Raw genomic sequence first — 23,163 nt, forward strand, 5'->3', positions numbered from 1 at the left:
CGCCCGACCTCGAAACATCAACGGATCAGCGAACTCGCCAGCAACGCCTCCAACCCCATCGGTTTGGCGAAATAATAACCCTGGGCCTGCCCTGCGCCCATTTCACGCAGCAAGTCCAGTGTCGCCTCGTCTTCGACACCTTCGGCCACCACACTCAGGTCCAGCGATTCGGCCATCCGCACAATCGCCCGGACGATCGCGCGACTGCGGGCACTGGTGGTCAGTTCAAGGATGAACGACTTGTCGATCTTCAAGCCGCTGAAACGGTATTGATGCACATAGCTCAGGGATGAGAACCCGGCACCGAAGTCATCGAGCACCACCGACATGCCGTTGTCGGCCAATTGCTGCATGGTCAGTCGGGCGATCGCCGGCTCCGCGACCAGCGCACCTTCGGTCAACTCCAGGCAGATCCGCGACGGCGAGACCTGATACCGCGCCAGCAACGCAAGTACATCATTGGCGAAGTCAGGCCGCGTCATGCTGTAGCTGGAGCAATTGACGTGCACTGGCGGCCAATTGGCGTGCCTTGGCTGTGCGAGGATCACTGCAACGCTGGTGAGCATGTAAAGATCCAGCCGCCCGATCAGTCGCAAGCCCTCGAAATCCGGCAAAAACTCGCCCGGCGCGATCACCCGGCCGCCGGGCTGATGCCAACGCACCAGCGCTTCAAGGGCCAACAGTTCGCCGCTTTCGACGCTGACAATCGGCTGGAAATACGGCAGCAGTTCGTCGGTACGCTTGAGCGCGTTGCGCAAGGCCCCTTCTCGCTCAACCTGGTCCGAGACTTCACGGCGCACTTCCTGGTTGAACACCGCGTAGCTGTCACGCCCGGCACTCTTGACCCGGTACATTGCCGCGTCGGCATCGCGCAGCAAGTCGGCTGGCTCGTGATGGAACTGGCTGTCGGCACTGACAATGCCGATGCTGCAGGACGAAAAAACTTCATGGCCATTGATGAAAAACGGCAGGTCGAACGCCACCAGGATCCGTTCGGCGATGTCGATCAACACATCCAGCGGTGCCTCGGGCGCCAGTACCGAAAACTCATCGCCGCCCAGGCGAGCCAGCATGTCGGTGTCGCGCAGGCAACCGCGCAAACGGTGGGCGGCCTGCCTCAACAGCAGGTCGCCAAAATGGTGACCGAGGCTGTCGTTGACCAGTTTGAAACGGTCGAGGTCGATGAACATCACCGCCAGGTGCCCGCCTTCGCTGCCGAACCGCGTCCACGCCAGATTGAGACGCTGTTGAAGGTAGGTGCGATTGGGTAGCCCGGTCAGGGCATCGTGGGAGTTTTCGTGTTGCAACTTGGCATTGGCGTGATCGAGTTCGCGGGTGCGGCTCTGCACCCGGGCTTCCAGCTTGAGGTTGGCGGCATGGATCGCTTCGGCCGCCGTGCGTCGCGACAGTGCAGTGTCAATGTGGCGCGACACAAAGGTCAGCAGTTCCTGGTCACGCAGGGTGTAACGCACCTGGGAGGTATAGCTTTGCACCGCAAGCACGCCACGCACGACGTCGCCATCGAACAAGGGAATGCCCAGCCACGAGTAGGATCGGACAGACTCCTGGGCAATTTCAATTTCGCCGACTGCGGACAAGCGTTCAGCCTCGCCGACGTCAATCAGGCAAGGTCGACGCTGGCGAATGACGTACTCGGTCAAGCCGCGACGACCACGCCGCGCCGGCGGGCAGGTCGTCTGCCGCTCATCGACATAATAGGGAAAGGTCACTTCACTGGTCGCGTCGTCGAACAGCGCGATGTAGAAGTTCTGCGCGAACAGCAGATCACCGACGATGCCATGCAAGGATTGAAACAACTCAGCCATGTCGCCCGGTTGGCTGGACAATTCTGCAATCTGGAACAACGCGCTCTGCAGATGCTCGGCTCGCTCCCGGTCGGCCACTTCCTGCCTCAGTGCGTCGTTGACTGCCGACAGCTCGAGGGTGCGACGTATCACCGTCTCTTCAAGGTCCTCGCGGTGCAGAATCCGGTCCAGGGCCATGGCGACGTGGCGCGCCACCACAAGGAACAGCGCGCGGTCTTCAGCGCTGTAGATACGAGAAACGTCGTAGACCTGCATCGCGAGCATGCCAAACACGTCATCCGATGCGTTTTTCAACGGGGCGCCCATCCAGAACTCGGGACGGTCACCCACGCAATAGAATCGGCCTTCGGCCTCAGCCGCGAGGATGCCGGCGGCATCGATCAGCAATGGCTGCTCGGAGGTCAATACCTGGCCGGTCAACGACAGGCGCGCGCGGTCCAGGTATTCGTAGTTTTCGGCCTCCAGGGCATCGACGTCGATGATGTCGACGTAATACGGGTAGTCAATCTTGCCCGTGCGCGGGTCGTACAACGCGAGATAAAAGTTCTCGGCATCGATCAGGCTGGCCAGCAGCCGGTGTACCCCTACGAGAAATACTGAGCGATCGCGGGTCGAACTGGCCAGGTAGGTAATTTCATACAGCACGCGCTGGGTAATTTGCGCACGGGCCAGGGTATTGGTCTGCAGCTCAATGCCCAGGCGCAGGGCAAACTCGGCGAGCGCCGGTTGCGCAGGATCATCGACTGGCGCCAACAACCAACCCAGTACACCTTCCCCTCTGCCGGTCGGCCAGCGTTGCAAGCGCCGGTTCGAGCAAAAGGCTTCAAACGCTTCGTTTGCGACGCTGGATGGCCACTGCATCCCTGGGTCGCCCTGCCCGACCAAATGCATTTGCTCACCGGCGCGGTAAACCGCCCACCCGGTGGTGTGGGCCCAGTGACGCGCTGAGTCCAGCAGTTGTTCGATCGTGTCTTCGTTGCCAGCGTATGTCATCCCGACCGTATCCGAGTTCCCTTCCAGTTGAGATGCGGCCACGTCGCAGCCTTTCGATTGTCTCGGGAGGTCTGTCAAAGGACGAAAACCCATCAACGCTCCCTGAGCCAAAAACTGGCGATACCCACCGACCGTTTACTGGCAATGCCAGTGAGCCTTCCGTTTAAAGCCTGCTGAGGTTTTTTTCAATAGATTTATTCGCTTTGTGCCAACGATGGCGCGCAATTCCTTGATAGGAGGAAGCTCCCTCGGCCTCATGCCTCACATTCGGCCTCAGGAGACTTCCTCAATCACCTCATGTCCAAACCTGCGCGCCCCCCAGAAACTGGATCCTCTACTTGGCACTGGCTTTTTTACGATAGGCCATCGAGTCATCGATACGCTTGAGAATGTAATCTCCCGCGGCCACCGGCGGATACAGACTCTGGGCCGGGTCAATACCCAGATCGCAGGGATCGACAACCGCGCTATAGGTCGGGTCGTAGAAGGTCGCGATGGAGTAGCGTTCATGACCTGAAGTGTTGATCACCCGGTGCAGGGTTGAACGAAAACGATCATTGGACCAATGCGCCAGCAGATCCCCGACATTCACGACCAGGCTACCCGGGATCGGCGTGGCTTCGATCCAGCGATTGGAGCCCAGTTCGCGGACCTGCAAACCACCGCTGTTATCTTGATAGAGCAACGTGATGCAGCCGTAATCGGTGTGCGGGGCCACACCGAACTGGTCGGCCTCAGCCTTGGGCGGCTGCGGAGGGTAATAGACCATCTGCGTACGCTGCAGCGGTTTTGTGTATTTATCCGTGAAAAAACCCTCTTCGATTCCCAACCCGACCGCCACGGCGCGTAACAGATCAGCGCCGGCCTTACCGATTTCCTCATAGTATTCAGCCAATGCCTCACGCAGCTGTGGCATGAATGCGGGCCACTGGTTCGGCCCACGCAAGGCCTCGCCTGCAAGAACGCAAGGATCATCTTCCGCCAGCTCAAGACCCATACTGAAGAACTCTTTGTGGTCCGGCTTGGTCGCTTCATACATGGTCGCCCCACCCAGTGCATGCCAGCCTCGATGGCGGTTATTGACTGCCACCTGGCGTTTGACCTCAACCGGAAAGGCAAAAAACTGCTCGGCAGCGGCCATGGCTCTGTCGATCACCGTTTGCGGTACGCCGTGATTGATGATGTAGAAGAAGCCGGTCTCGCTACAGGCTTTTCGGATGGCGTCACCGGCTCGACGAATGCTCGCCTGATCACCTTCGCGGACACCGGACATATCGATCAGGGGCAGATTGGCGCTAGAGGTCATGTTAACTCCTGGGTGCATCGTGCATACCGTGGTGGGAGAACAGGGTGCGTCAGCGAACGACGAACCGGTATATACAGGATAAAGCATTTACTGTGCCGCTTATCCAGGCAGGTGCCGGCGATCCTCGGGCTAAAGCGAAAAGCACTTTCCAATAACAGAAAAAGATTCCAATCGATCTGTTACCCGCCTGTTTCCATTGCCCCATCAGGGCGCGCATAGTTCCCATTTGGTGCAACTTTTGGTTACAGGCCTGCCCGATGAGGCGCCTGTAATTGTCTTTCAGTCTTGGGTTAACTGGGTCTGGAACGCTGACCGGCGAGCGGAATTGTGACGTTGGCCTGCATCTTGCCTTACCTGTATATACAGGAGCATATAGCTACACTGTTTCCCACCACCCTGACCTCAGGACACTCTCAATGTACGCATCGCTGCAGCTCAAACCCGGTCAACTCACCCTCGATCAATTGCGCGCCATTTACCAGCTGCAAAGTCCTTTCGAACTGGACCCGGCCGCACGCGACGTTGTCGAAGCCAGTACCCGTACAGTAGACGAGATCATCGAAAACCAGCGCACGGTCTACGGCATCAACACCGGTTTCGGCCTGCTGGCACGGACCTCGATCCCCACCGATTCGTTGGCCAAACTGCAACGCAACCTCCTGCTGTCGCACTGCACGGGCACCGGCCCTCTATTGGATGACGCCAGTGTCGGCTTGATCATGGCGCTCAAGATTGGCTCCCTTGCCCGTGGCTTTTCCGGGATTCGCTGGGAAGTCATTCAGGCCCTGAGCAAGCTCTATGCCGCCAGGGTTTATCCGTGCATACCGTCACAAGGCTCGGTCGGCGCTTCCGGCGATCTGGCACCACTGGCGCATATGTCCGCCGTGTTGATCGGCGTCGGCCGGGTGCGCCATGAAGGCCGTGAAATGGATGCCGTCGAAGGCCTGGCGATTGCCGGCCTCGAACCCATGGTGCTGGGCCCGAAGGAAGGCCTGGCGCTGATCAATGGCACCCAGGTTTCGACGGCGTTGGCCCTGCGCGGTCTGTTCGCCTGCGAAAAGCTGTTCAGCGCAGCGGTGGTCGCCGGCAGCCTGAGCGTGGAAGCCCTGAAGGGCTCAGACGTGCCTTTTGATCCACGCATCCAGGCGGTTCGTGGACAACCGGGGCAAATCGACGTGGCAATGTTCTACCGTGATCTGCTGGCCACGAGCGAGATCCGTGAATCCCATCGCGACTGCGACCGGGTGCAGGACCCTTACTCGCTGCGTTGCCAGCCTCAGGTCATGGGCGCGTGCCTGGACCACATGCGCTTCGCCGCCGGGGTCTTTCTGCGTGAAGCCAACGCCGTTTCGGACAACCCGCTGGTGTTCTGTGCCGACGGCGACGTGCTCTCCGGCGGCAACTTCCACGCCGAACCGGTGGCCATGGCCGCCGATGTACTGGCCTTGGCCATCTCCGAGATCGGCGCGCTATCCGAGCGGCGAATCGCACAACTGGTTGATCCGGCACTGTCGGGCCTGCCGGCCTTTCTGGTGCGCGAAGGTGGCCTGAACTCCGGCTTCATGATCGCCCAGGTTACCGCTGCCGCCCTCGCTTCGGAGAACAAGACCCTGGCGCATCCAGCGTCAGTCGATAGCCTGCCAACCTCAGCCAACCAGGAAGATCATGTCTCGATGGCGACCTTTGCGGCACGTCGATTGCTGGACATGGCCGGCAACAGCAGTGCGGTGGTCGCGATCGAACTGCTGGGCGCAGCTCAGGGCGTGGATTTGCATGCGCCATTGCAGACTTCGGAAAAACTCAGAGAGGTGCTGACGATGATTCGCCGTGAAGTGGCTCACTACGATGAAGATCGCTATTTCGCCCCGGATATCGCCACGGCACGAGCCTGGGTCGAGAACGCGGCGTTCACTCGCTGGTTGCCCGCAGAACGCCTGTATGCCTGATTCGTACAACTGAGCTGAACCCGTTCGCCGCCTTGTTGCGGCGAACGCCGACTCTTACGTAGCCGATGGGATATGCCATGCGCCGCTATTATTCAGGCCCGGACTATCGTCGAGCCCAAAGCATTGCCGAGCTGGCAGTGATGGCCCGCCGACGCTTGCCGCATTTCGCGTGGGAATACCTGGAGGGTGGTGCCGAAGAAGAATTGACCTTGCGCCGCAACCGTCAAGGCTTCGCGGACATTGCCCTGCTGCCGCAGACCCTGGTGCCCTGCTCGGTAACGCACCCCCAGCGCTTGCTGCTTGGTCGAGAGCTGCCGTTGCCCATGGCGATTGGTCCCACCGGCTACAACGCCATGCTTTATCGCGATGCCGATATTCACCTGGCCCGCGCTGCAACGGAGCGCGGCCTGCCCTTTACCCTGAGTACCGTTTCCACCAGCTCTCTGGAGCAAGTGGTCGCGGCGGTGCCGGAGGTTAATCTCTGGTTCCAGCTCTATTGCCTGCGTGACCCAAAGGTCCAGGAAGACCTGCTCCTGCGCGCGGCCGCCGTGGGCTGCAAGACCTTGTTGCTGACCAGCGACGCGGTACTGCTGGGCAACCGGGAGTGGGACAAACGAAACTTCATCCGCCCCCGGCAACTGAGCCTGCGCAACAAGCTCGACGTGTTGAATCATCCACGGTGGATGGCCCAGACGCTTTGGCCACATGGCCTGCCAAATCTGGGCAACATCGAACGCTATCTGCCATCCGGGAAACGCACTATCGAAGGTGCTGCCCATTTCATCGGCTCGCAAATGGACACCGGTCTCGATTGGGATGCCCTCGCCCGCTTGCGCGACCGCTGGCCACAACGGTTGTTGCTCAAAGGGGTGCTGCACCCGATGGATGCCGAGAAAGCCATCGCACTGGGTCTTGATGGCGTGGTGGTCAGCAACCACGGCGGCCGGCAACTCGATGGAGTCCCTGCAAGCATCGACTGCCTGCCAGCGATTGCCGCCGTCGCCAAAGGCAAGCTCACGCTATTGCTCGACAGTGGCATCCGCCGTGGCACTGACATTCTCAAAGCCTGCGCACTGGGTGCTGACGCGGTTTTGCTCGGGCGCGCTACCTTGTATGGAGTGGCAGTCGGCGGGCAGGCAGGTGCCGGACATGCGCTCGACCTGCTTGCACAAGAATTGCGCCTGGCCCTGTCACTGCTCGGAACACCCGACCTGAACCAGCTCCACCGTCGCCAGTTGTCCGCGACGCCCTCCACCTCCTTCACCGTGAGTTGAACCGATGAACGATTTGCAACAGACCCTCGAACAATTGCGCCTGGCGCTGGGTGATGCCGCAGTGGTGACCGGTGCCGATATCAGTCAACGGCACTACAGCGACTGGACCGGCCACGCGCCGGCCTGTCCTGCCGCGCTGTTGCTGCCGCGCACCACGGAGCAGGTCGCAAGCGCCTTGCGCATCTGCAATGACGCAGCGCAATCGGTGGTGCCCCAAGGCGGCATGACCGGGTTGGCTGGTGGCGCAGTGCCTCGCGAGACAGACATCGCCCTGTCCCTTGAGCGCCTGCGCGGCATCGAAGAAATCGACCCGGCGGCAGCAACCATCAGCGTCTGGGCCGGCACTACGCTGGAGGAGATTCAGCAAGCGGTTCTCGAGGCCGGCTTTGTGTTTCCCCTCGATCTCGGCGCGCGTGGTTCATGCCAGATCGGCGGCAACATCGCCACCAATGCTGGCGGCAATGCCGTCATCCGCTACGGCATGACCCGAGATCTGGTACTCGGCCTGGAGGTGGTCCTGGCCGATGGCCGGGTGCTCAACCTGCTCAACAAAATGATCAAGAACAACTGCGGTTATGACCTGAAACAGTGCTTCATCGGCAGTGAAGGCACCCTTGGGGTGATCACCCGCGCGGTATTGAAACTGGCCCCGACACCCGGCGAAACCACCACCCTGCTCTGCGCCCTGCCCGACTACCCCAGCGCGGTCAGCCTGCTGCGCCGGGTGCAACGCAGCGTCGGTACGCCGCAAGCGTATGAATTGATGTGGCAAGACTTCTTCCGCCTGGGGGTTTCCTGGCTGGAAAACCCGACCGCACCGATGTCGCTGGATCATCCGCTGTATGTATTGCTCGAGTCGGCCGGCCCCCGGAACCTGCTTGAAGAAACACTGGAGCAGGCCTTCGCCGCCGGTGAAGTGGTTGACGCGGTACTGGCCAGCTCCCAGACCCAGGCTCGGGCACTCTGGAAAATCCGTGAAGCAACCGGCGAGTTTCCCCTGCGCATGACCCCATTGAACTTCGACGTCAGCCTGCCGATCGGCCTGATCGGCGACTTCGCCGAACGCTGTCGCCAGCGCCTGGGGCAACGTTGGCCGGGTAACCACAGCGTGTATTTCGGTCACATCGGTGACAGCAACCTGCACCTGACTGTCGACTGCGCCTCCTTGCCCCAGCCAGCCCCCATTCTGGAGGTCGAAGAGCTGGTTTACAGCGCGGTCGGCGAACTGGGCGGCTCGGTCTCGGCCGAACACGGTATCGGCCTGCTCAAGCGCGAGTTTCTCCACCACTCAGTCAGCCCCGAGGCTCGCCAGGCGATGCAGCAACTCAAGGATTGCTTCGACCCCAAGGGCATCCTCAATCCGGGAAAAATCCTCGGTTGAGTGACGATTCAAGCTGTATATACCGCTGTGGCACGTTAACTGCTTTAGCAGCATTGATTTACCTGCAACACATAACCAGAACCAACACACACACCATAAGCCTCACTGCACCTGATGAAGGAGTTACACCATGCAACTCGATTCTCTGTTCAGTAAAAAATTCAACAGCCTGTGTATCGCTTTGGCCCTGACTGGCGCCTGCATGGCGGCCCAGGCCGATCAACTCGCCGACGTGAAAAAATCCGGTGAGCTGGTGGTGGGCACCGAACTGCAATTTGCGCCTTTCGACTTCACCGAGAACGGTAAACAGAAAGGCCTGAACTCCGAGCTGTTCGAACAGTTGGGCAAAGAATTGGGGGTCAAGGTCAGGTTCATGGACCTGCCATGGCCGAGTGTGTTGCCAGGGCTGGAAGCCAAGAAATTCGACATCGTCGCCGGGCCTATCATCGTGACCAAGGCACGCAAGGAGCGTTACCACTTTGTCATGCCGATCGCCGAGGCAACCGTAGCGTTGCTGGTCAGCGCCAAGGACAGTCCCGTCAGCAAGCCTGAAGACATCGCCGGCAAAGTCGTAGGCGCCGGCAAAGGTTCGGCGCAACTCGAAGAACTGAAAACCTTCGCTGCCACCCTGCCGAAAAAAGTCGATGTGCGTGAATACATCGACAACAACCAGGCCTACGCAGAACTGGGGACCAAGCGCATCGTCGCCGTCGCCAACTCACTGCCGAACATCTCCTACGTCGCCGCCCAACACCCGGACAAGTACAAAGTGGTGATGCCTCCCTTTGGCAAGAAATCCTACTTCGCCTACCTGGGACGCAAGGATGACGACGCCAACAGCCTGATAGCCGCTCTCGACGCCGCCATGCTGAAAATGCACGAAGACGGTCGTCTTGCCGCCCTGCAGAAGAAATGGCTGGGTACCGAGATGGACGTGCCAAAAGCCGACTTCGAGCCCACCTGGTAAACAAGGATTGCAGGGTTCATGAACGGATCGCCGGCTCAGCCGAGCCGGCGATTTATCCACTGGAGGCACGACGATGTTCGATTGGCCTTTACTGCTGCAAAACCTGCCCCTTCTACTGGACAGCCTGCTGGTGACCCTCGAGATTTCCGTCGCGGCACTGGCCATCGGCTTTGTCATCGGCGTTATTGTGGGCAGCCTGCGTCTTTCCCCCCTGCCGCTGCTCAGACGATTGGGGGGAGCTTATATATTCGTGTTCCGTGGCATACCGCTGCTGGTGCAACTGCTGTTCATCTATTACTTCCTGCCGCGTATCGGCCTGCCCAACGTTTCGCCCATGGTGGCGGCGGTGATCGGGCTGTCCCTGGCGGCCGGTGCCTATATCGCTGAAATCATGCGCGGTGGCTTTCTCGCCATCCCCGGCGGTCAGTTGGAAGCGGCCGGTCTGTTGGGTCTGAGTTCAGGGCAAATGCTGGTGCGCATTCGCGTCCCTCAAGCCGTGCGCCTGACACTGCCGGCACTGGTCAATGAAATGATCCTGCTGATCAAGGCTTCGTCGCTGGTGTCGGTGGTCGGTCTGGCCGACCTGACCCGCACAGCGCAGAACATTGCGGCCAGCGACTACATGTTCGTTCAGGACTACCTGATGCTGGCCGGCTTCTATTGCCTGATCAACATCCCGCTGGCGTTCTTCGGCGGCCTGCTGGAACGCCATCTGAAGGAGCGCACGGCATGATCTTCGACCCCACGATCATCACCCATCACCTCGCCGACATCGGCCAGGGCTTCATGGTTACGCTCGGCACCTGGTCCGCCGGTGTCGCACTGGGTCTATTGCTGGGCTTGTTGATTGCCGTCGCGCAACTGTTCGGCAACAGCCTGGTGCGCGCGCCGTTGCGAGTGTTCATCGAGATGATTCGAAGTACGCCGTTTCTGGTCCAGTTGTTCCTGGTGTACTACGGCGGCCCGTCTTTCGGTTTGAGCCTGGACCCCATTCCGGCCGGCATCCTCGGTTTGGGCATTTATGGCAGTGTTTATTTCGCGGAAATTTTCCGTACCGGTTTTGAATCCGTCGCCCGCGGGCAACTGGAAGCCGCCGACTGCCTGGGCATCACCCGCCTGCAATGCATCACGCGCATCCAGATCCCACAAATGCTGGTGATCATCCTGCCCGCGCTGGTCAATCTGATCACCATCCTGTGCAAGGAAACCGCCGTGCTGTCGATCATCACCATCCCCGAACTGACGATGGTCCTCACCGGCATTGGCTCGGAAACCTTCGCCTTTGTCGAAACCCTGCTGGTGCTGTGCATCGGCTACCTGCTCTTGGTGGAAGCCTGCTCGCGGCTGGGCATGCTGCTGGAAGTACGCGTAGGGCGATTCATGCAGAAGCAGCCGCAATGAGCCACCTCCATTCGACACCGACTGCTGCACCACACTCATCCGTATTGAACGAATCAGGTGAAGCGATGAAGACTTCAAAAACACTCTCCGACAACAGCGCGCCGATGCTGAAACTGCACAATGTCGGCAAGAGCTTCGGCAACCTGCGCGTGCTCAAGGGTATCGACTTGCAGGTCCGGCATTCTGAAGTGGTGTGCCTGATCGGCCCTTCCGGCTCGGGCAAAAGCACCCTGCTGCGCAGCATGGCGTTTCTTGAGGAGTACGACGAGGGCGAAATCTATATCGAAGGCCAGTTGCTTGGCTGGGTGCCGGACAACGGCAGAGGCCGCAAGCGCGCGGCGCAGTCGCAGATCAATCAGGTGCGGCGCAATGTTGGCATGGTCTTTCAGCAATTCAACCTGTGGCCGCACATGACCGCCCTTGGCAATGTCAGTGAAGCCTTGCTGCGTGTGCGAAAGCTGTCCGCCGATGAGGCTCGCCAACGCGCCATGGCGATGCTGGATAAAGTCGGTCTGGCCCATAAAACCTCGGCCTATCCGGCGCAGTTGTCCGGTGGTCAGCAACAGCGCGTGGCGATTGCCAGGGCATTGGCCATGGAGCCGCACATCATGCTGTTCGATGAACCCACCTCTGCCCTCGACCCGGAACTGGTCGGTGAAGTACTGCAGGTCATGAAAACCCTCGCCAAAGAAGGCATGACCATGGTGGTGGTCACCCATGAGATGGGTTTCGCCGCTCAGGTCGCCGACTCGGTGGTGTTCCTCGATCAAGGCCAAGTGGTCGCTCAGGGCACCCCTCACGAAATCTTTCACAACGCCGAACAGCCACGTCTGCAGCAATTCTTGCAGAACTACCTGGACCGCAACGCCTTCTGGCAGGACACCAAAGAGGTTACCCCGGTATGAATTCCAACGACCTGAATCTGCTGGCCCGCGCCGAAGTACGTGACCTGGCCAGCTACAACGCCGGCCTGGGCTCGGACGCAGTGCGCAAGCGCTTTGGCCTGACCCGCATCGCCAAACTGGGCAGCAATGAAAACCCGATGGGGCCGGCTCGCGCCGTCACCCCCGCGATGACCCGGGCCTGCAGTGAGATCGCGCTGTATCCCGATGCCGGTTGCCAGGCATTACGCGCCGCACTCTCGAAAAAACTCGACGTACCAGAAGATCAATTGGTCTTCGGCAATGGTTCGGAAGATTTACTGAGCGTCATCAGTCGCGTGTTCCTGGACCATGACGATGAAGTCGTCACCGTGGTGCCGTCCTTTGGACTGCATTTCATCTACCCAATGGCTGCCGGTGCCCGGGTAGTGGGCGTGCCGATGACCGATGAAGGCACGTTCGATGTGGCGGGCATGGTCGCCGCGCTCACGCCCCGCACGCGTTTGTTGATGTTTTCCTGTCCGTCCAATCCGGTGGGTTGCACCCTGAGCGCCGACGAGTTGCAGCAGTTGCTCGGCGCATTGCCCGCACAGTGTTTGCTGGTATTCGATGAGGCCTATTACGAATACGCCCGATGGGAGACCGACTATCCGGATTGCCTGGGCTTGATTCAGGCCAGTGGCAAACCCTTCATACTGCTGCGGACCTTCTCCAAGGCATACTCCCTGGCGGGCTTGCGAGTTGGTTACGGAATCGTCAGCGATCCACTACTGGCCGATTTGATCAACCGCGTGCGCACGCCCTTTAACGTTAACCGCGTGGCCCAAGCCGCGGCGGTTGCTGCGCTGGCCGACGATGAATATCTGCAAGCCTGTCTTTCCCATGTCGCCAGCGAACGCCGGAGGGTGGCCGTCGCGCTGCAAGAGCAAGGCATCGTGACGGCACCCTCCATGGCAAACTTTCTGTACTTCCGCACGCCTTATCCTGCCGAAGACATCAATCAGGCACTGCTACGCGAAGGCGTCATCATCAAGCCATGGCGCGAAGCCGGCTATTCTCAGCACTTGCGGGTATCCATCGGAAGCTGTGAGGATAACGACCTTTTTCTCCAGGCACTGGCAAAAGTACTTGCCGCACAAGCATTACGGACCGACTAATGATTAAAAATGCACCGCAAGCGCTCTATCAGCGCGCGAAGGATTTTGTGCAAGGCCAGCTTCGCGCGGGCGTTTGGAAACCCGGCGACCTGATCCCTTCAGAGAACCGCTTGGTGCAAGAACTGGGCATGTCGCGCATGACCGTCAACCGGGCATTGCGCGAACTGACCGAAGAAGGGCACCTGGTGCGGATTTCAGGCGTAGGCACCTTCGTCGCCGAAAGCAAACCGCAATCGAATCTGCTGCGCATCACCAACATCGCTGACGAAATCCTCGCTCGAGGTCACAGCTACACCTGCCGCGTCCTGCACCTGGGACGCGAGGCGGCTTCCATGCCGGTGGCCGCCGCCCTGGCACTGCCCACCGGCTCTTCGGTTTTTCATCTGGTCTGTGTGCATTGCGAAGAAGGCGTGCCGGTGCAGCTCGAAGATCGTTACGTCAATCCCGAGCTGGTGCCGGATTTTTTGCAGCAAGACTTTGGTGAGCACCTGCAACCCGCCAGATACCTTCTGCAAATCATCAGGCCCGATGAAATGGAGCATATCGTCGAAGCCAGCCACCCCAGCAGCGACGAAAGCAAACACATGCAAATCGATGCCAATGAACCCTGCCTGGTCCTCATGCGCCGGACCTGGAGTCAGGGCAAAATTGTCACCTACGTGCGCCTGATCCATCCCTCCTCACGTTATCGCCTGGGAAGTCGCCTGCCGGTGAATGGCGCACACAGAGACAGTTAAGGCCTGTGTATTGAACCCTGTGTGTCACTCTTCTACTTGAGCCCCTGATCGGGTCAACAGCTGCTCATTGATTGCCATCTGATCCCGCCCACGCGCTACCAGCCATCGATGGAAATCGCGGCAGTGTGCCTTGTCGAAAACATCCTTGGCCCCGACCAAAAAATAGGATGAAGGCAATTGCAGCGCCTGGGCGAATGGCATTACCAAACGCCCATCCGTTAACGCATCGGTGATCATTGAACATTGCGCCAACACTACGCCCTGTCCCGATATCGCAGCCTGAACAGCCATTGATGACAACGAATAGACACGATAGCCATCGCGTATTTGTGAACTGTCGACTGCTTGGGCGCTGAACCAATCACGCCACGAGGGCGGAGAGGCGAACTTCGGCAACCAGTCAATCGACAACAGTGGATAGGCCAGCAAGTCGGCCGGAGTCCTTAGCGGTGCATCGGCTCGCAACATAGTTGGACTACAGACTGGAACGACGCAATCGCGGAACAGTTCAATAGCGTGCTCGGTAGACTCATAGTCCCCGTAAGTGACCCGAAAATCGATTTCGTAGCCATCGGGCGCGGGTTCCGCATGACTGCCGTCGAGGAAGAGATTGAGTTCGGGGTGATCGCTCTGCCAAGTGTAAATAAGCGGCGCCAACCAATCTGACAATAAGGAGGGCAATGCACTGATGCGTAAGTTGCTGGCGCTCTTCGACCTCTCGACGTCTACCTGGGCAATGCGCAGTATTTCAAACGCTGCCACACAGCTGTCGTGATATCGCTGGCCCGCCGCCGTCAAGCGAATGCGCTTGCCTACTTTGAAGGTCAAGCTCAAACCCAGACTGTCTTCCAACAAGCGCATTTGCTGACTGACGGCACCGGCAGAGATGCCGAGGCGCCTTGCAGCTTCGACAATTCCACCATAGCGGCCTACGGCCTCGAAAACCTGTAAAGCACGCAGGGAAGGCAAGCTGTTCATAAGCGTCTCTAGTAACGAACTCGCCGATTAATACTTTAGCTCAGCTACACGAAGCAACAGTTTTTAACATCTTTTCGAATATTCAGACTCTCGTATTCTGGTCCTGTCACTGCCGGCTCCGAAGGCACTGAACAACACAGTCAGGCAACGGCCATAACGTTGCTCAAACAACATACAGCGCAAAACCCTATGACAGACAAAGGAAAATAAAAATGAAAAAATTTGTCCTTGCGGCTTTATTCGCATTCGCTTCCGCTTCCACCGGCGTCCAGGCCAAAGACCTCAGTGTCATTCGATTCGGTGTAGACCCGACATTTGCACCCTTCGAATCAAAAGCACCAGATGGGCAATTGGTCGGTTTCGATATTGATCTCGGTAACGCTATTTGCGCTCAACTCAAAGCTAAGTGTGTCTGGGTTGAAATCGCTTTCGACAGCATCATCCCGGCACTCAAGGCGAAAAAGTTTGACGGCATCCTTTCGGCGATGACCGTTAACGAAAAGCGCAAAGAAAATGTCGCGTTCTCTGACAAGCTTTACAACTCACCCAATCGTCTCATCGCCAAGTCCGACAGCGGTCTGATTCCCACCGTAGAGTCGCTCAAGGGCAAGCGAATCGGCGTGGCCCAAGGCAGCACCCAGGAAGCCTACGTTAGAGCCGCCTGGGCGCCGCACGGTGTCACCATGGTCTCTTACACGAACCAGGATCTACTGTACCCAGACCTTGTCAGCGGTCGTATCGATGCCACCTTGACTGATGCGGTAGTTGCGGATATCGGCTTTTTGCAAACACCCAGAAACACCGGTTTTGCCTTTGCGGGCGATACCGTTCAAGACGAAAAGCTACTAGGAAGTGGAATCGCGATAGGCCTGCGCAAGGAAGACCAGGACCTGATTAACGCGATCAATGGCGCGCTGGCGGAAATGCACAAAAACGGCACCTACGACGCGATTCAGAAGAAGTACTTCACCTTCGATATTTATGAATGAAGCATGAGCAAAGGTCGTTAACCATCGCTCGCCTGCAAAAGGCCAACAACAAAATAATAGGGAGAGAGCCCATGTTTTTACGAAACGCATGGTATGTAGCTGCCAGTGAAGCTGAGTTAGGCGAAGAGTTGTATCCCGTCACCCTTCTTAATGAACCCGTGGTGCTTTACCGCAAGAGTGACGGCACACCGGTAGCCCTCGAAGATGCCTGTCCACACCGCAAGCTCCCGTTGTCGATGGGCCGTCGCAAGGGGGATGACATCGAGTGTGGCTATCATGGACTGACCTTCGACTGCTCTGGCAGCTGTGTGCATGCTCCTGGTAGCCGACGCATCCCACAAGGAGCCAAGGTTCGCAGTTATCCTCTGGCAGTACGCTACGGTTTGATCTGGATCTGGATGGGTGATCTCGAACTGGCAGACGAAACGAAAATTTGCCATGTGCCGGAATGGGGGGACCCGGCATGGGGACTCAATCGTGGCGATAGCATGGTCATTCCTTGCAACTACCTGTACATGACCGACAACCTGCTCGATCCGGCTCATGTAGCGTGGGTGCATCAATCCTCTTTTGGTAACTCTGCCTGTGCAGAAGAACCGCTGCAAACGACAGTAACCGATGCCGGCGTGATAGTTTCTCGCTGGATGCGCGATGTCGAAGTGGCACCTTTTTATGCCAAGTTCGTCAAGTTCAAAGGCAATTGCGATCGCAAGCAGCACTATGAGGTGCACTACCCTGCACAGGCCATTATCAAGGCCTTGTTCACCCCGGCAGGGACAGGTTCCGACGAAGGTGCACTGCACGAACATGTGTTCCTCATGAATTCCTACAACTTCATGACACCCATCGACGAATCGAACACGCGTTACTACTGGTTCCAGGTGCGTAATTTCGATACCGAAAACGAAGATGTTTCCCGCCAGTTTGACGAAGACGTGCGCCACGCCTTCGCCGAAGATCGAGTAGTTCTCAGTGCCGTACACAAGGGCATGGCCAATAAACGCAGTCCCAACATCGATCTTGCCTCCGATTCAGGGCCGCTACGTTTTCGTCGAAACCTGAGTAAGTTAATTGCTCAGGAACAGCATGGCAGCTTGATTCCGCTGACCGAACAACACACCGCGGAACAAAAGACGGAGGCATGAGATGGGCACTCAACTACAACCTCAGACTTCCTCTTTGGGCTTTAAGTCCTTCCGGGTGATTGAGAAGACACAAGAAAGCGCCGTCATCACCTCCTTCATCCTGACTGCGGTCGATGGCGTTTCCAACCCTGGCTTTCGCCCGGGGCAGTACCTCATCGTTCGCCTCATGCTGGACGGCGGTGTCAAGGTGCTGCGCAACTACAGTCTCTCCGGGGACGCTAACGACAGGTCGCGCATACGCATTTCGGTCAAGCGCGAACCTGCACCTTTCGACCGACCCGAACTGCCGCCAGGCCAAGGCTCCAATCACCTGCACGACCATGTGCAGGTCGGCGATTTACTCGAGATCGCTGGCCCCACGGGTACCTTCGTGCTGGACGAAGAGAGTTCGAGGCCCGTGGTGCTGTTCAGTGGTGGCGTGGGACTCACGCCGATGCTGAGCATGCTTCATCAACTAAGTAATCGTTCGTCGCGGCCGGTGTATTTCATTCATGCCTGTGAAAATGGTGCAGTGCATGCTTTTCGTGACGAGGTGTTGTCACTGGCCAGCCGTCGCCCAGGGATCAGCGTGCACTTCTGCTACCGTAACCCTGATGCCGACGACCAGGCCAATGATGTCTTTCACAGCCAGGGCCTGGTCAACCGGGATACCTTGCAACAGCTGCTTCCGCTGGATGACTACGACATCTACCTCTGTGGCCCCAGGCTCTTTATGCAGGCGAACTGGCGCCTGCTACGCAGCCTTGGGATCGCCAGCGAGCGCATCCATTATGAATTCTTCGGCCCTGCGACCATCCTCGAAGAAGACGACGTCATACCAGTGACGTCATCAATACCCGCGGTAACCGAGCCCAAGACGCCGACCGGGACAACTGAAGGTGCACCGATCGTAGAGTTTCTTCCGACGGGCACCCGTGTGGTCTGGAATCAGAACTGCCAATCACTTCTCGAACTTGCTGAAGAGGCCGGTCTGACGCCGCCATTCAACTGCCGGGCCGGTCTGTGCAATACCTGTCAGGTCACCCTCCGTGAAGGTTCCGTCGAGTATTTCGAAACGCCGCTGGACACTCCTGAAGACGGCAATATTTTGCTTTGTTGCACACGGCCGACCACTGCAGTAACGGTGGATTTTCGGCGGTGATATGCCCTATTACGATCACCACCGCTCAAGGTCGAGGCCGGTGGGGTCGTGGAGGCGGATATCAATCCAGCGAAGCTCGAGACCGCCAAACAATTGGGTGCTACCGACTTCGTCAATTCAAAGGAAAGGTTGCGGTGAGTTACCGTCATCTGAGGGTCTTCTCCTCGCCTGCAGCCTGCAGCCTCGTCTCGATCAAATGAGGAGAGATGTAAGGATCCGGCAATGCTTTATCTATCTGGACGCTGCTAAGCGCAAACCCGGATTTCAACGTACTGATTGATGTACTTGAAATGCATGGCTGGCCGAAACCGATAGAATTCGCCGGACGAAAAAAAAGAGGCCTAAGCCTCTTTCTTTTTTAGCCTTGCAGTCTTCAATGAAGCGCTGCCAGACAATGTTTGGAGCGGGAAACGAGACTCGAACTCGCGACCCCGACCTTGGCAAGGTCGTGCTCTACCAACTGAGCTATTCCCGCGTCTTGGTGTGGCGCATTCTATAGAATCTGGAAGCCCCGTCAACCCCTTGATTCAAAAAAGTTTTATTTCCTTTCAACGTCCGTCTTCAGATGTGGCCACGCCGCCCGTAAGTATTGGACCATGGACCACAAAGTCAGGCCTGCAGACACCATCAGCAAGGCATACCCCATCAGGACCCAGAAGCTGAAATCCGATGGATTGGCCAGCAGGATAACCAGCGCCAGCATTTGCGCGGCGGTCTTCCACTTGCCCAGGTTCGACACCGCGACGTGAGCACGGGCACCGAGTTCCGCCATCCACTCTCGCAAGGCAGAGACGACGATTTCGCGACCGATGATGACGGCAGCCGGCAGCGTCAGCCAGAGGTTGCCGTGTTCCTGCACCAGCAGCACCAATGCAACGGCAACCATCAACTTGTCGGCTACGGGATCGAGAAAAGCCCCGAACGGCGTGCTTTGCTCCAGACGGCGGGCCAGGTACCCGTCCAGCCAGTCCGTGGCAGCGGCAAATGCGAAGACAGAGGCTGATGCCACGTAGCTCCATTGGTAAGGCAGGTAGAACAGTAAAATGAAGATCGGGATGAGCAGGACGCGTAGAACGGTAATCAGATTAGGGATATTCATCGGCACAACTGGCTACGAGGTGAGGTGGCATTCTACTCGCTGTGCAGATTTGCATAAATCAACTCTGCGAGCTTTTTACTGATCCCGGGTGCTTTGGCGATCTCGTCGATGCTGGCACGAGACAGCTCCTGCAATCCACCAAAATGTTTCAACAAATCGCGGCGACGTGTCGGTCCAACGCCGGCAACGCCCTCCAGTGTAGACGTACGCCGGGTTTTGCCACGGCGGGCGCGGTGCCCGGTGATAGCAAAACGGTGAGCTTCGTCGCGAATCTGCTGGATCAAATGAAGCGCGGGGGAATCACCGCGCAACGTGAACTCGTGAGCGGCATCATTGAGGTACAGGGTTTCGAAACCGGCCTTGCGCGTCGCCCCCTTGGCCACGCCAAGCAGGATCAGATCCGGCACCGCCAACTCATTGAGCACGTCGCGCGCCATGGACAACTGCCCCTTGCCGCCATCCACCAGCAGAATGTCCGGCAGCTTGCCCTCCCCGTCTTTCAGCTTGCTGAAGCGCCGAGTCAGCGCCTGGTGCATCGCCGCGTAGTCATCGCCCGCGGTAACGCCTTCGATGTTGTAGCGGCGGTAGTCGGACTTGATCGGACCCTCAGGGCCGAACACCACGCAGGAGGCGACGGTCGCCTCGCCGCTGGAGTGACTGATGTCGTAGCACTCAAGGCGCTGAGGCGGTTCGTCCAGTTTCAGCACCTGCGCCAGGGCTTCAAAGCGCTCGGCAACGTGCTGGCGGTTGGCCAGGCGCGCGCCCAGTGCCTGTTCGGCATTGGTCACTGCCAATTGCTGCCAGCGCGCTCGTGTGCCACGCACCCGGTGACTGATGGTCAGTTCGCGACCGCGCAGCTCAACGATGGCCGCAATAAGTGTCGGGAAGTCTTCGTGAACCACGTTGACGATCAGCTCGCTCGGCAAGTCGCGTTCCGGGCTGCTGATGAAATACTGGCCGAGAAACGCCGCCATGACTTCGGAAACGTCCTCTTCAATACCGACCTGCGGAAAGAAGTTCTTGCTTCCCAGCACTCGCCCACCGCGCACGCTGATCAAATGAACGCAGGCACCGCCGGGATTGACGAACGCCGCGATCACATCGACATCGCCCGTCCCGCCTTCCATGCTTTGCTGATCCTGTACCCGACGCAGCAATGCGATCTGGTCACGCAATTCTGCGGCGCGTTCGAACTCGAGATTGATCGCCGCCTCTTCCATTGCAGCGGACAACTCGTCACTCAGTGCATTGCTGCGGCCTTCCAGGAACATCACCGAGTGTCGCACGTCTTCGGCATACACCTCCGGCTCCACCAGGCCGACACAAGGCGCCTTGCAGCGTTTGATCTGGTATTGCAGGCAAGGCCGCGTACGATTCTTGTAGTAACTGTCTTCACACTGCCGGACGAAAAAGGCCTTCTGCAACAGGCTCAGGCTTTCGCGAATGGCGCCGGCACTGGGGTAAGGACCAAAATATTTGCCCTTGGCCTTTTTCGCGCCGCGATGGATGCTCAAGCGCGGGAACTGGCCGTCGGAAAGGAAAACGTAAGGATAGGATTTGTCGTCACGCAGCAGGATGTTGTACGGCGGACGCCATTCCTTGATCAACGTCTGCTCAAGCAACAGGGCTTCGGTTTCGTTGGCCGTGATGGTCGTTTCGACTTGGGCGATTCGCGCCACCAACGCAGCGGTCTTGGGTGCCAGACCGGTTTTACGGAAGTAACTGGACAGGCGATTCTTGAGGTTCTTGGCCTTGCCGACATAGAGCAGGCGGGCATCGCTGTCGAACATGCGATACACACCGGGACGCCCACTGACGGTCGACAGAAAGGCGCCGGGATCAAAATTATCAGTCATTTCAGAGGCTGGCATCGACCATGCCGTGACGAACCGCCAACAGCGTCAACTCGACGTCACTGCTGATCGAAAGCTTTTCGAATATGCGGTAACGGTACGTATTCACGGTCTTCGGCGACAGGCACAGCTTGTCGGAGATGATCTGGACTTTCTGGCAACCGACAATCATCAACGCGATCTGGATTTCACGCTCCGACAAGGCATCGAAGGGCGAGTCGTTGGTCGGTTGAAAGGATTTGATCGCCAACTGCTGGGCGATCTGCGGACTGATATAGCGCTGCCCGGCGAACACCAGGCGGATGGCCTGGACCATTTCCGGCAACCCGGCGCCCTTGGTCAGGTACCCGGCGGCTCCGGCCTGCAACAGCCGTGTAGGGAACGGATCTTCCTCGCACACGGTCACGGCTACGACCTTGATGTCCGGATGACTGCGCAACAATTTGCGAGTGGCTTCGAGACCGCCAATACCGGGCATTTTGACATCCATCAATACCACATCAGGCTTCAGCTCACGCGCCTTGAGCAGGGATTCCTCCCCCGACTCGGCCTGGCCGACTACTTGCAGGCCATCGATGTCAGCCAGCATTCGTGTAATGCCTGTACGAACGAGATCATGGTCATCGACTACTAGAACCCTAATCAAGCAGACACCTCGCGATATGGTCTTATTGGGTTGCCGACACCTTAGCAAAAAGCAACTGGCAGACCTAGCGCCAAGCGCTATATAAAAAGTTTCAATTCATCTTGAAAGGCCTGTGGCATGCGTGTTTCAGCGATGCGATGCATCGACATCGCGCTGCATCCTCAGGAAACATCCGTCCGTGCCCACCACGTGTAGGCCCTTTCTTTCATACAAAGTTCGCGCCGGATTATTTTCAAAGACCGTCAAGCGCAATGCCGGGCGTCGTTCCTGGCGAGCCATGGCAAATACCTGATCGATCACCCAGGAACCAGCGCCCTGCCCCCGGTGCGTTTCGACAATGTGCAGTTCGCGGATGTACAGGGCCCTGGCATCCCGACTCAGGCTGACAAAACCCACTCGACTGTCGTCATGCATGATGATCCGGGTTTCACGCCCCGCCCAGGCGACATCGAACGCCTCGTCCTGCCATAAAAGGTCATACCGGATGTAATAGCGCAGCATATTGCTGCGGGTCAGGTCGCGGGCGAAATCGAGATCACCCGCATTCGCCGCGCACCATTCGAAGCCCATCAAGCCTCCATGACCGACACGACTTGTCCGCTCCAGCCGTCAACATCGCGACGAGCAATGACTATCAAGTCGCCCGTACCCGGCGCCGCAGCAACCAACGAACCGTTCGCCGACCAGATTGCGCTGCGCCCTGCGGATTCCCAACCTCCCGTGGCACCCCCATGGTTAGCCATCAGCACGACCATCGAATGGGTTTGCGCATAGCCTTTCAACAACCCCGTATCCGGGCCATAGCCCTTCTCCGTGATCAGCACCCCGGCAGCGTAAACATCGGCACCCTGCTCTGCCGCCGCAGCGGCATGGGAAGCATGGGTGAAGTCTGCACACACCGCCAGGGCGATGGTATCGGCACCGACAAGCAGCGTCTCGCCGCCATATCCAGGTGCAAATGCGACTTCTTCTCCCAGGTGCAAATGCTGCTTGCTATAAACCCCCAGTGAACCGTCGGCGCCCATCACAAGCGCTCCGATCAATACCGGAGCAGTGTCCGACAGACGAATCGGCATCCCGACCACCGTCGTCACCCCGACTTCCTGCGCAAAATCACGCAGTGGTTGCAACGCGGCAGCGTCCGGCGCGAGCGCCAACTCAGCCGCGACCCCGCGCTCGTAACCGGTCAACGACAACTCCGGAAACACCAGCAATTGCACGCCTTGCTCGGCAGCCACCTTTATGAAGCGTTGATGCCGGGCGATGTTGCCCGCAAGGTCGCCGGCAATGGAAGACGATTGCGCGGCGGCGATGATCAGAGGCGGCATGTTCCATCCTTATGACGTGATGTTTTCGAGAGCGCAGAGTGTGTCACAACCTCCAGCGCGCTCAAGTGATAGAAAATGCCCTGAATCATCGATAGCAATTTCTGATTGAATCCTA

At 58.4% G+C, this 23,163-nt stretch carries 20 protein-coding genes and 1 tRNA gene; 12 read left to right on the forward strand and 9 right to left on the reverse strand.

Annotation, left to right across the window (positions count from 1 at the left end):
• Nucleotides 1–17: 17 nt before the first annotated feature.
• Both ACVWYU_RS18090 and ACVWYU_RS18095 read right to left on the reverse strand, forming a co-directional pair.
• On the reverse strand, nt 18–2,912 hold the full coding sequence (locus ACVWYU_RS18090) for a sensor domain-containing phosphodiesterase (RefSeq protein WP_457373317.1): 2,895 nt from the start codon (nt 2,910–2,912) through the stop codon (nt 18–20).
• Between the two features lie 241 nt (nt 2,913–3,153).
• On the reverse strand, nt 3,154–4,125 hold the full coding sequence (locus ACVWYU_RS18095; protein WP_457373318.1) for an isopenicillin N synthase family dioxygenase: 972 nt from the start codon (nt 4,123–4,125) through the stop codon (nt 3,154–3,156).
• 416 nt (nt 4,126–4,541) lie between these two features.
• On the opposite strand from ACVWYU_RS18095, the gene hutH reads away from it, so the two are divergent.
• The 9 genes from hutH (at nt 4,542) to hutC (ending at nt 13,869) form a co-directional block, all read left to right on the forward strand.
• Nucleotides 4,542–6,071, forward strand: a complete 1,530-nt coding sequence (gene hutH / locus ACVWYU_RS18100) for a histidine ammonia-lyase (RefSeq protein WP_248916349.1) — start codon at nt 4,542–4,544, stop codon at nt 6,069–6,071.
• Nucleotides 6,072–6,148: 77 nt separating this feature from the next.
• Nucleotides 6,149–7,345 (forward strand): alpha-hydroxy acid oxidase, encoded by a 1,197-nt coding sequence (locus ACVWYU_RS18105; RefSeq protein WP_457373319.1) that lies wholly within the window; start codon nt 6,149–6,151, stop codon nt 7,343–7,345.
• 4 nt (nt 7,346–7,349) lie between these two features.
• Nucleotides 7,350–8,726, forward strand: coding sequence for an FAD-binding oxidoreductase (locus ACVWYU_RS18110; protein ID WP_457373320.1), 1,377 nt, complete (start codon nt 7,350–7,352; stop codon nt 8,724–8,726).
• Between the two features lie 130 nt (nt 8,727–8,856).
• The gene (locus ACVWYU_RS18115) at nt 8,857–9,693 is read left to right on the forward strand and encodes a transporter substrate-binding domain-containing protein (RefSeq protein WP_090322617.1); all 837 of its coding nucleotides are present in this window, start codon (nt 8,857–8,859) and stop codon (nt 9,691–9,693) included.
• A 73-nt stretch (nt 9,694–9,766) separates the two neighbouring features.
• Nucleotides 9,767–10,426 (forward strand): amino acid ABC transporter permease, encoded by a 660-nt coding sequence (locus tag ACVWYU_RS18120; protein ID WP_090322620.1) that lies wholly within the window; start codon nt 9,767–9,769, stop codon nt 10,424–10,426.
• Nucleotides 10,423–11,094 carry an amino acid ABC transporter permease gene (locus ACVWYU_RS18125; RefSeq protein ID WP_090322622.1) on the forward strand — a complete coding sequence of 224 codons (672 nt, stop codon included), beginning with the start codon at nt 10,423–10,425 and terminating at the stop codon, nt 11,092–11,094. The genes ACVWYU_RS18120 and ACVWYU_RS18125 overlap by 4 nt, the downstream gene beginning before the upstream one ends.
• Nucleotides 11,095–11,198: 104 nt before the next feature.
• The gene (locus tag ACVWYU_RS18130) at nt 11,199–11,999 is read left to right on the forward strand and encodes an amino acid ABC transporter ATP-binding protein (protein ID WP_457373393.1); all 801 of its coding nucleotides are present in this window, start codon (nt 11,199–11,201) and stop codon (nt 11,997–11,999) included.
• A complete protein-coding gene (gene hisC / locus ACVWYU_RS18135) occupies nt 11,996–13,132 on the forward strand; it encodes a histidinol-phosphate transaminase (protein ID WP_457373321.1) in 1,137 nt (378 codons plus the stop codon). The genes ACVWYU_RS18130 and hisC overlap by 4 nt, the downstream gene beginning before the upstream one ends.
• Nucleotides 13,132–13,869 carry a histidine utilization repressor gene (gene hutC, locus ACVWYU_RS18140; protein ID WP_090322630.1) on the forward strand — a complete coding sequence of 246 codons (738 nt, stop codon included), beginning with the start codon at nt 13,132–13,134 and terminating at the stop codon, nt 13,867–13,869. The genes hisC and hutC overlap by 1 nt, the downstream gene beginning before the upstream one ends.
• 24 nt (nt 13,870–13,893) lie before the next feature.
• On the opposite strand, the gene ACVWYU_RS18145 is transcribed toward hutC, so the two are convergent.
• Nucleotides 13,894–14,847, reverse strand: coding sequence for a LysR substrate-binding domain-containing protein (locus ACVWYU_RS18145; protein WP_247257434.1), 954 nt, complete (start codon nt 14,845–14,847; stop codon nt 13,894–13,896).
• A gap of 212 nt (nt 14,848–15,059) precedes the next feature.
• Between ACVWYU_RS18145 and ACVWYU_RS18150 the strand changes: the two genes are divergently transcribed.
• From ACVWYU_RS18150 to ACVWYU_RS18160, 3 genes are all read left to right on the forward strand, one after another.
• Nucleotides 15,060–15,836 carry an ABC transporter substrate-binding protein gene (locus ACVWYU_RS18150; RefSeq protein WP_247257433.1) on the forward strand — a complete coding sequence of 259 codons (777 nt, stop codon included), beginning with the start codon at nt 15,060–15,062 and terminating at the stop codon, nt 15,834–15,836.
• A gap of 71 nt (nt 15,837–15,907) precedes the next feature.
• The gene (locus ACVWYU_RS18155; RefSeq protein ID WP_457373322.1) at nt 15,908–16,981 is read left to right on the forward strand and encodes an aromatic ring-hydroxylating dioxygenase subunit alpha; all 1,074 of its coding nucleotides are present in this window, start codon (nt 15,908–15,910) and stop codon (nt 16,979–16,981) included.
• 1 nt (nt 16,982) lies between these two features.
• Nucleotides 16,983–18,122 carry an FAD-binding oxidoreductase gene (locus tag ACVWYU_RS18160; protein WP_457373323.1) on the forward strand — a complete coding sequence of 380 codons (1,140 nt, stop codon included), beginning with the start codon at nt 16,983–16,985 and terminating at the stop codon, nt 18,120–18,122.
• A 399-nt stretch (nt 18,123–18,521) separates the two neighbouring features.
• On the opposite strand, the gene ACVWYU_RS18165 is transcribed toward ACVWYU_RS18160, so the two are convergent.
• The 6 genes from ACVWYU_RS18165 to ACVWYU_RS18190 form a co-directional block, all read right to left on the reverse strand.
• A tRNA-Gly gene (locus ACVWYU_RS18165) sits at nt 18,522–18,597 on the reverse strand.
• A 63-nt stretch (nt 18,598–18,660) separates the two neighbouring features.
• Complete coding sequence (gene pgsA, locus ACVWYU_RS18170) at nt 18,661–19,221, reverse strand: CDP-diacylglycerol--glycerol-3-phosphate 3-phosphatidyltransferase (protein ID WP_247257430.1); 561 nt, start codon at nt 19,219–19,221, stop codon at nt 18,661–18,663.
• A 32-nt stretch (nt 19,222–19,253) separates the two neighbouring features.
• Nucleotides 19,254–21,077, reverse strand: a complete 1,824-nt coding sequence (uvrC, locus tag ACVWYU_RS18175; protein ID WP_090327357.1) for an excinuclease ABC subunit UvrC — start codon at nt 21,075–21,077, stop codon at nt 19,254–19,256.
• A 1-nt stretch (nt 21,078) separates the two neighbouring features.
• A complete protein-coding gene (gene gacA, locus ACVWYU_RS18180; protein WP_008015884.1) occupies nt 21,079–21,720 on the reverse strand; it encodes a response regulator transcription factor GacA in 642 nt (213 codons plus the stop codon).
• Between the two features lie 126 nt (nt 21,721–21,846).
• Nucleotides 21,847–22,290 (reverse strand): GNAT family N-acetyltransferase, encoded by a 444-nt coding sequence (locus ACVWYU_RS18185; RefSeq protein WP_457373324.1) that lies wholly within the window; start codon nt 22,288–22,290, stop codon nt 21,847–21,849.
• Nucleotides 22,290–23,048 carry a carbon-nitrogen hydrolase family protein gene (locus ACVWYU_RS18190; RefSeq protein WP_457373325.1) on the reverse strand — a complete coding sequence of 253 codons (759 nt, stop codon included), beginning with the start codon at nt 23,046–23,048 and terminating at the stop codon, nt 22,290–22,292. The genes ACVWYU_RS18185 and ACVWYU_RS18190 overlap by 1 nt, the downstream gene beginning before the upstream one ends.
• Between the last annotated feature and the right edge of the window lie 115 nt (nt 23,049–23,163).

The sequence above is a fragment of the Pseudomonas sp. TE12234 genome (genome assembly GCF_054061835.1).

Coding starts and splice junctions, on each gene's coding strand:
- ACVWYU_RS18185 (WP_457373324.1), bottom strand. CDS start 22,290: ATGGGCTTCGAATGGTGCGCGGCGAATGCGGGTGATCTCGATTTCGCC.
- hutH (WP_248916349.1), top strand. CDS start 4,542: ATGTACGCATCGCTGCAGCTCAAACCCGGTCAACTCACCCTCGATCAA.
- hisC (WP_457373321.1), top strand. CDS start 11,996: ATGAATTCCAACGACCTGAATCTGCTGGCCCGCGCCGAAGTACGTGAC.
- ACVWYU_RS18090 (WP_457373317.1), bottom strand. CDS start 2,912: ATGGGTTTTCGTCCTTTGACAGACCTCCCGAGACAATCGAAAGGCTGC.
- ACVWYU_RS18145 (WP_247257434.1), bottom strand. CDS start 14,847: ATGAACAGCTTGCCTTCCCTGCGTGCTTTACAGGTTTTCGAGGCCGTA.
- ACVWYU_RS18115 (WP_090322617.1), top strand. CDS start 8,857: ATGCAACTCGATTCTCTGTTCAGTAAAAAATTCAACAGCCTGTGTATC.
- ACVWYU_RS18110 (WP_457373320.1), top strand. CDS start 7,350: ATGAACGATTTGCAACAGACCCTCGAACAATTGCGCCTGGCGCTGGGT.
- uvrC (WP_090327357.1), bottom strand. CDS start 21,077: ATGACTGATAATTTTGATCCCGGCGCCTTTCTGTCGACCGTCAGTGGG.
- hutC (WP_090322630.1), top strand. CDS start 13,132: ATGATTAAAAATGCACCGCAAGCGCTCTATCAGCGCGCGAAGGATTTT.
- ACVWYU_RS18120 (WP_090322620.1), top strand. CDS start 9,767: ATGTTCGATTGGCCTTTACTGCTGCAAAACCTGCCCCTTCTACTGGAC.
- ACVWYU_RS18155 (WP_457373322.1), top strand. CDS start 15,908: ATGTTTTTACGAAACGCATGGTATGTAGCTGCCAGTGAAGCTGAGTTA.
- ACVWYU_RS18130 (WP_457373393.1), top strand. CDS start 11,199: ATGCTGAAACTGCACAATGTCGGCAAGAGCTTCGGCAACCTGCGCGTG.
- ACVWYU_RS18190 (WP_457373325.1), bottom strand. CDS start 23,048: ATGCCGCCTCTGATCATCGCCGCCGCGCAATCGTCTTCCATTGCCGGC.
- ACVWYU_RS18105 (WP_457373319.1), top strand. CDS start 6,149: ATGCGCCGCTATTATTCAGGCCCGGACTATCGTCGAGCCCAAAGCATT.
- ACVWYU_RS18095 (WP_457373318.1), bottom strand. CDS start 4,125: ATGACCTCTAGCGCCAATCTGCCCCTGATCGATATGTCCGGTGTCCGC.
- ACVWYU_RS18160 (WP_457373323.1), top strand. CDS start 16,983: ATGGGCACTCAACTACAACCTCAGACTTCCTCTTTGGGCTTTAAGTCC.
- ACVWYU_RS18125 (WP_090322622.1), top strand. CDS start 10,423: ATGATCTTCGACCCCACGATCATCACCCATCACCTCGCCGACATCGGC.
- pgsA (WP_247257430.1), bottom strand. CDS start 19,221: ATGAATATCCCTAATCTGATTACCGTTCTACGCGTCCTGCTCATCCCG.
- ACVWYU_RS18150 (WP_247257433.1), top strand. CDS start 15,060: ATGAAAAAATTTGTCCTTGCGGCTTTATTCGCATTCGCTTCCGCTTCC.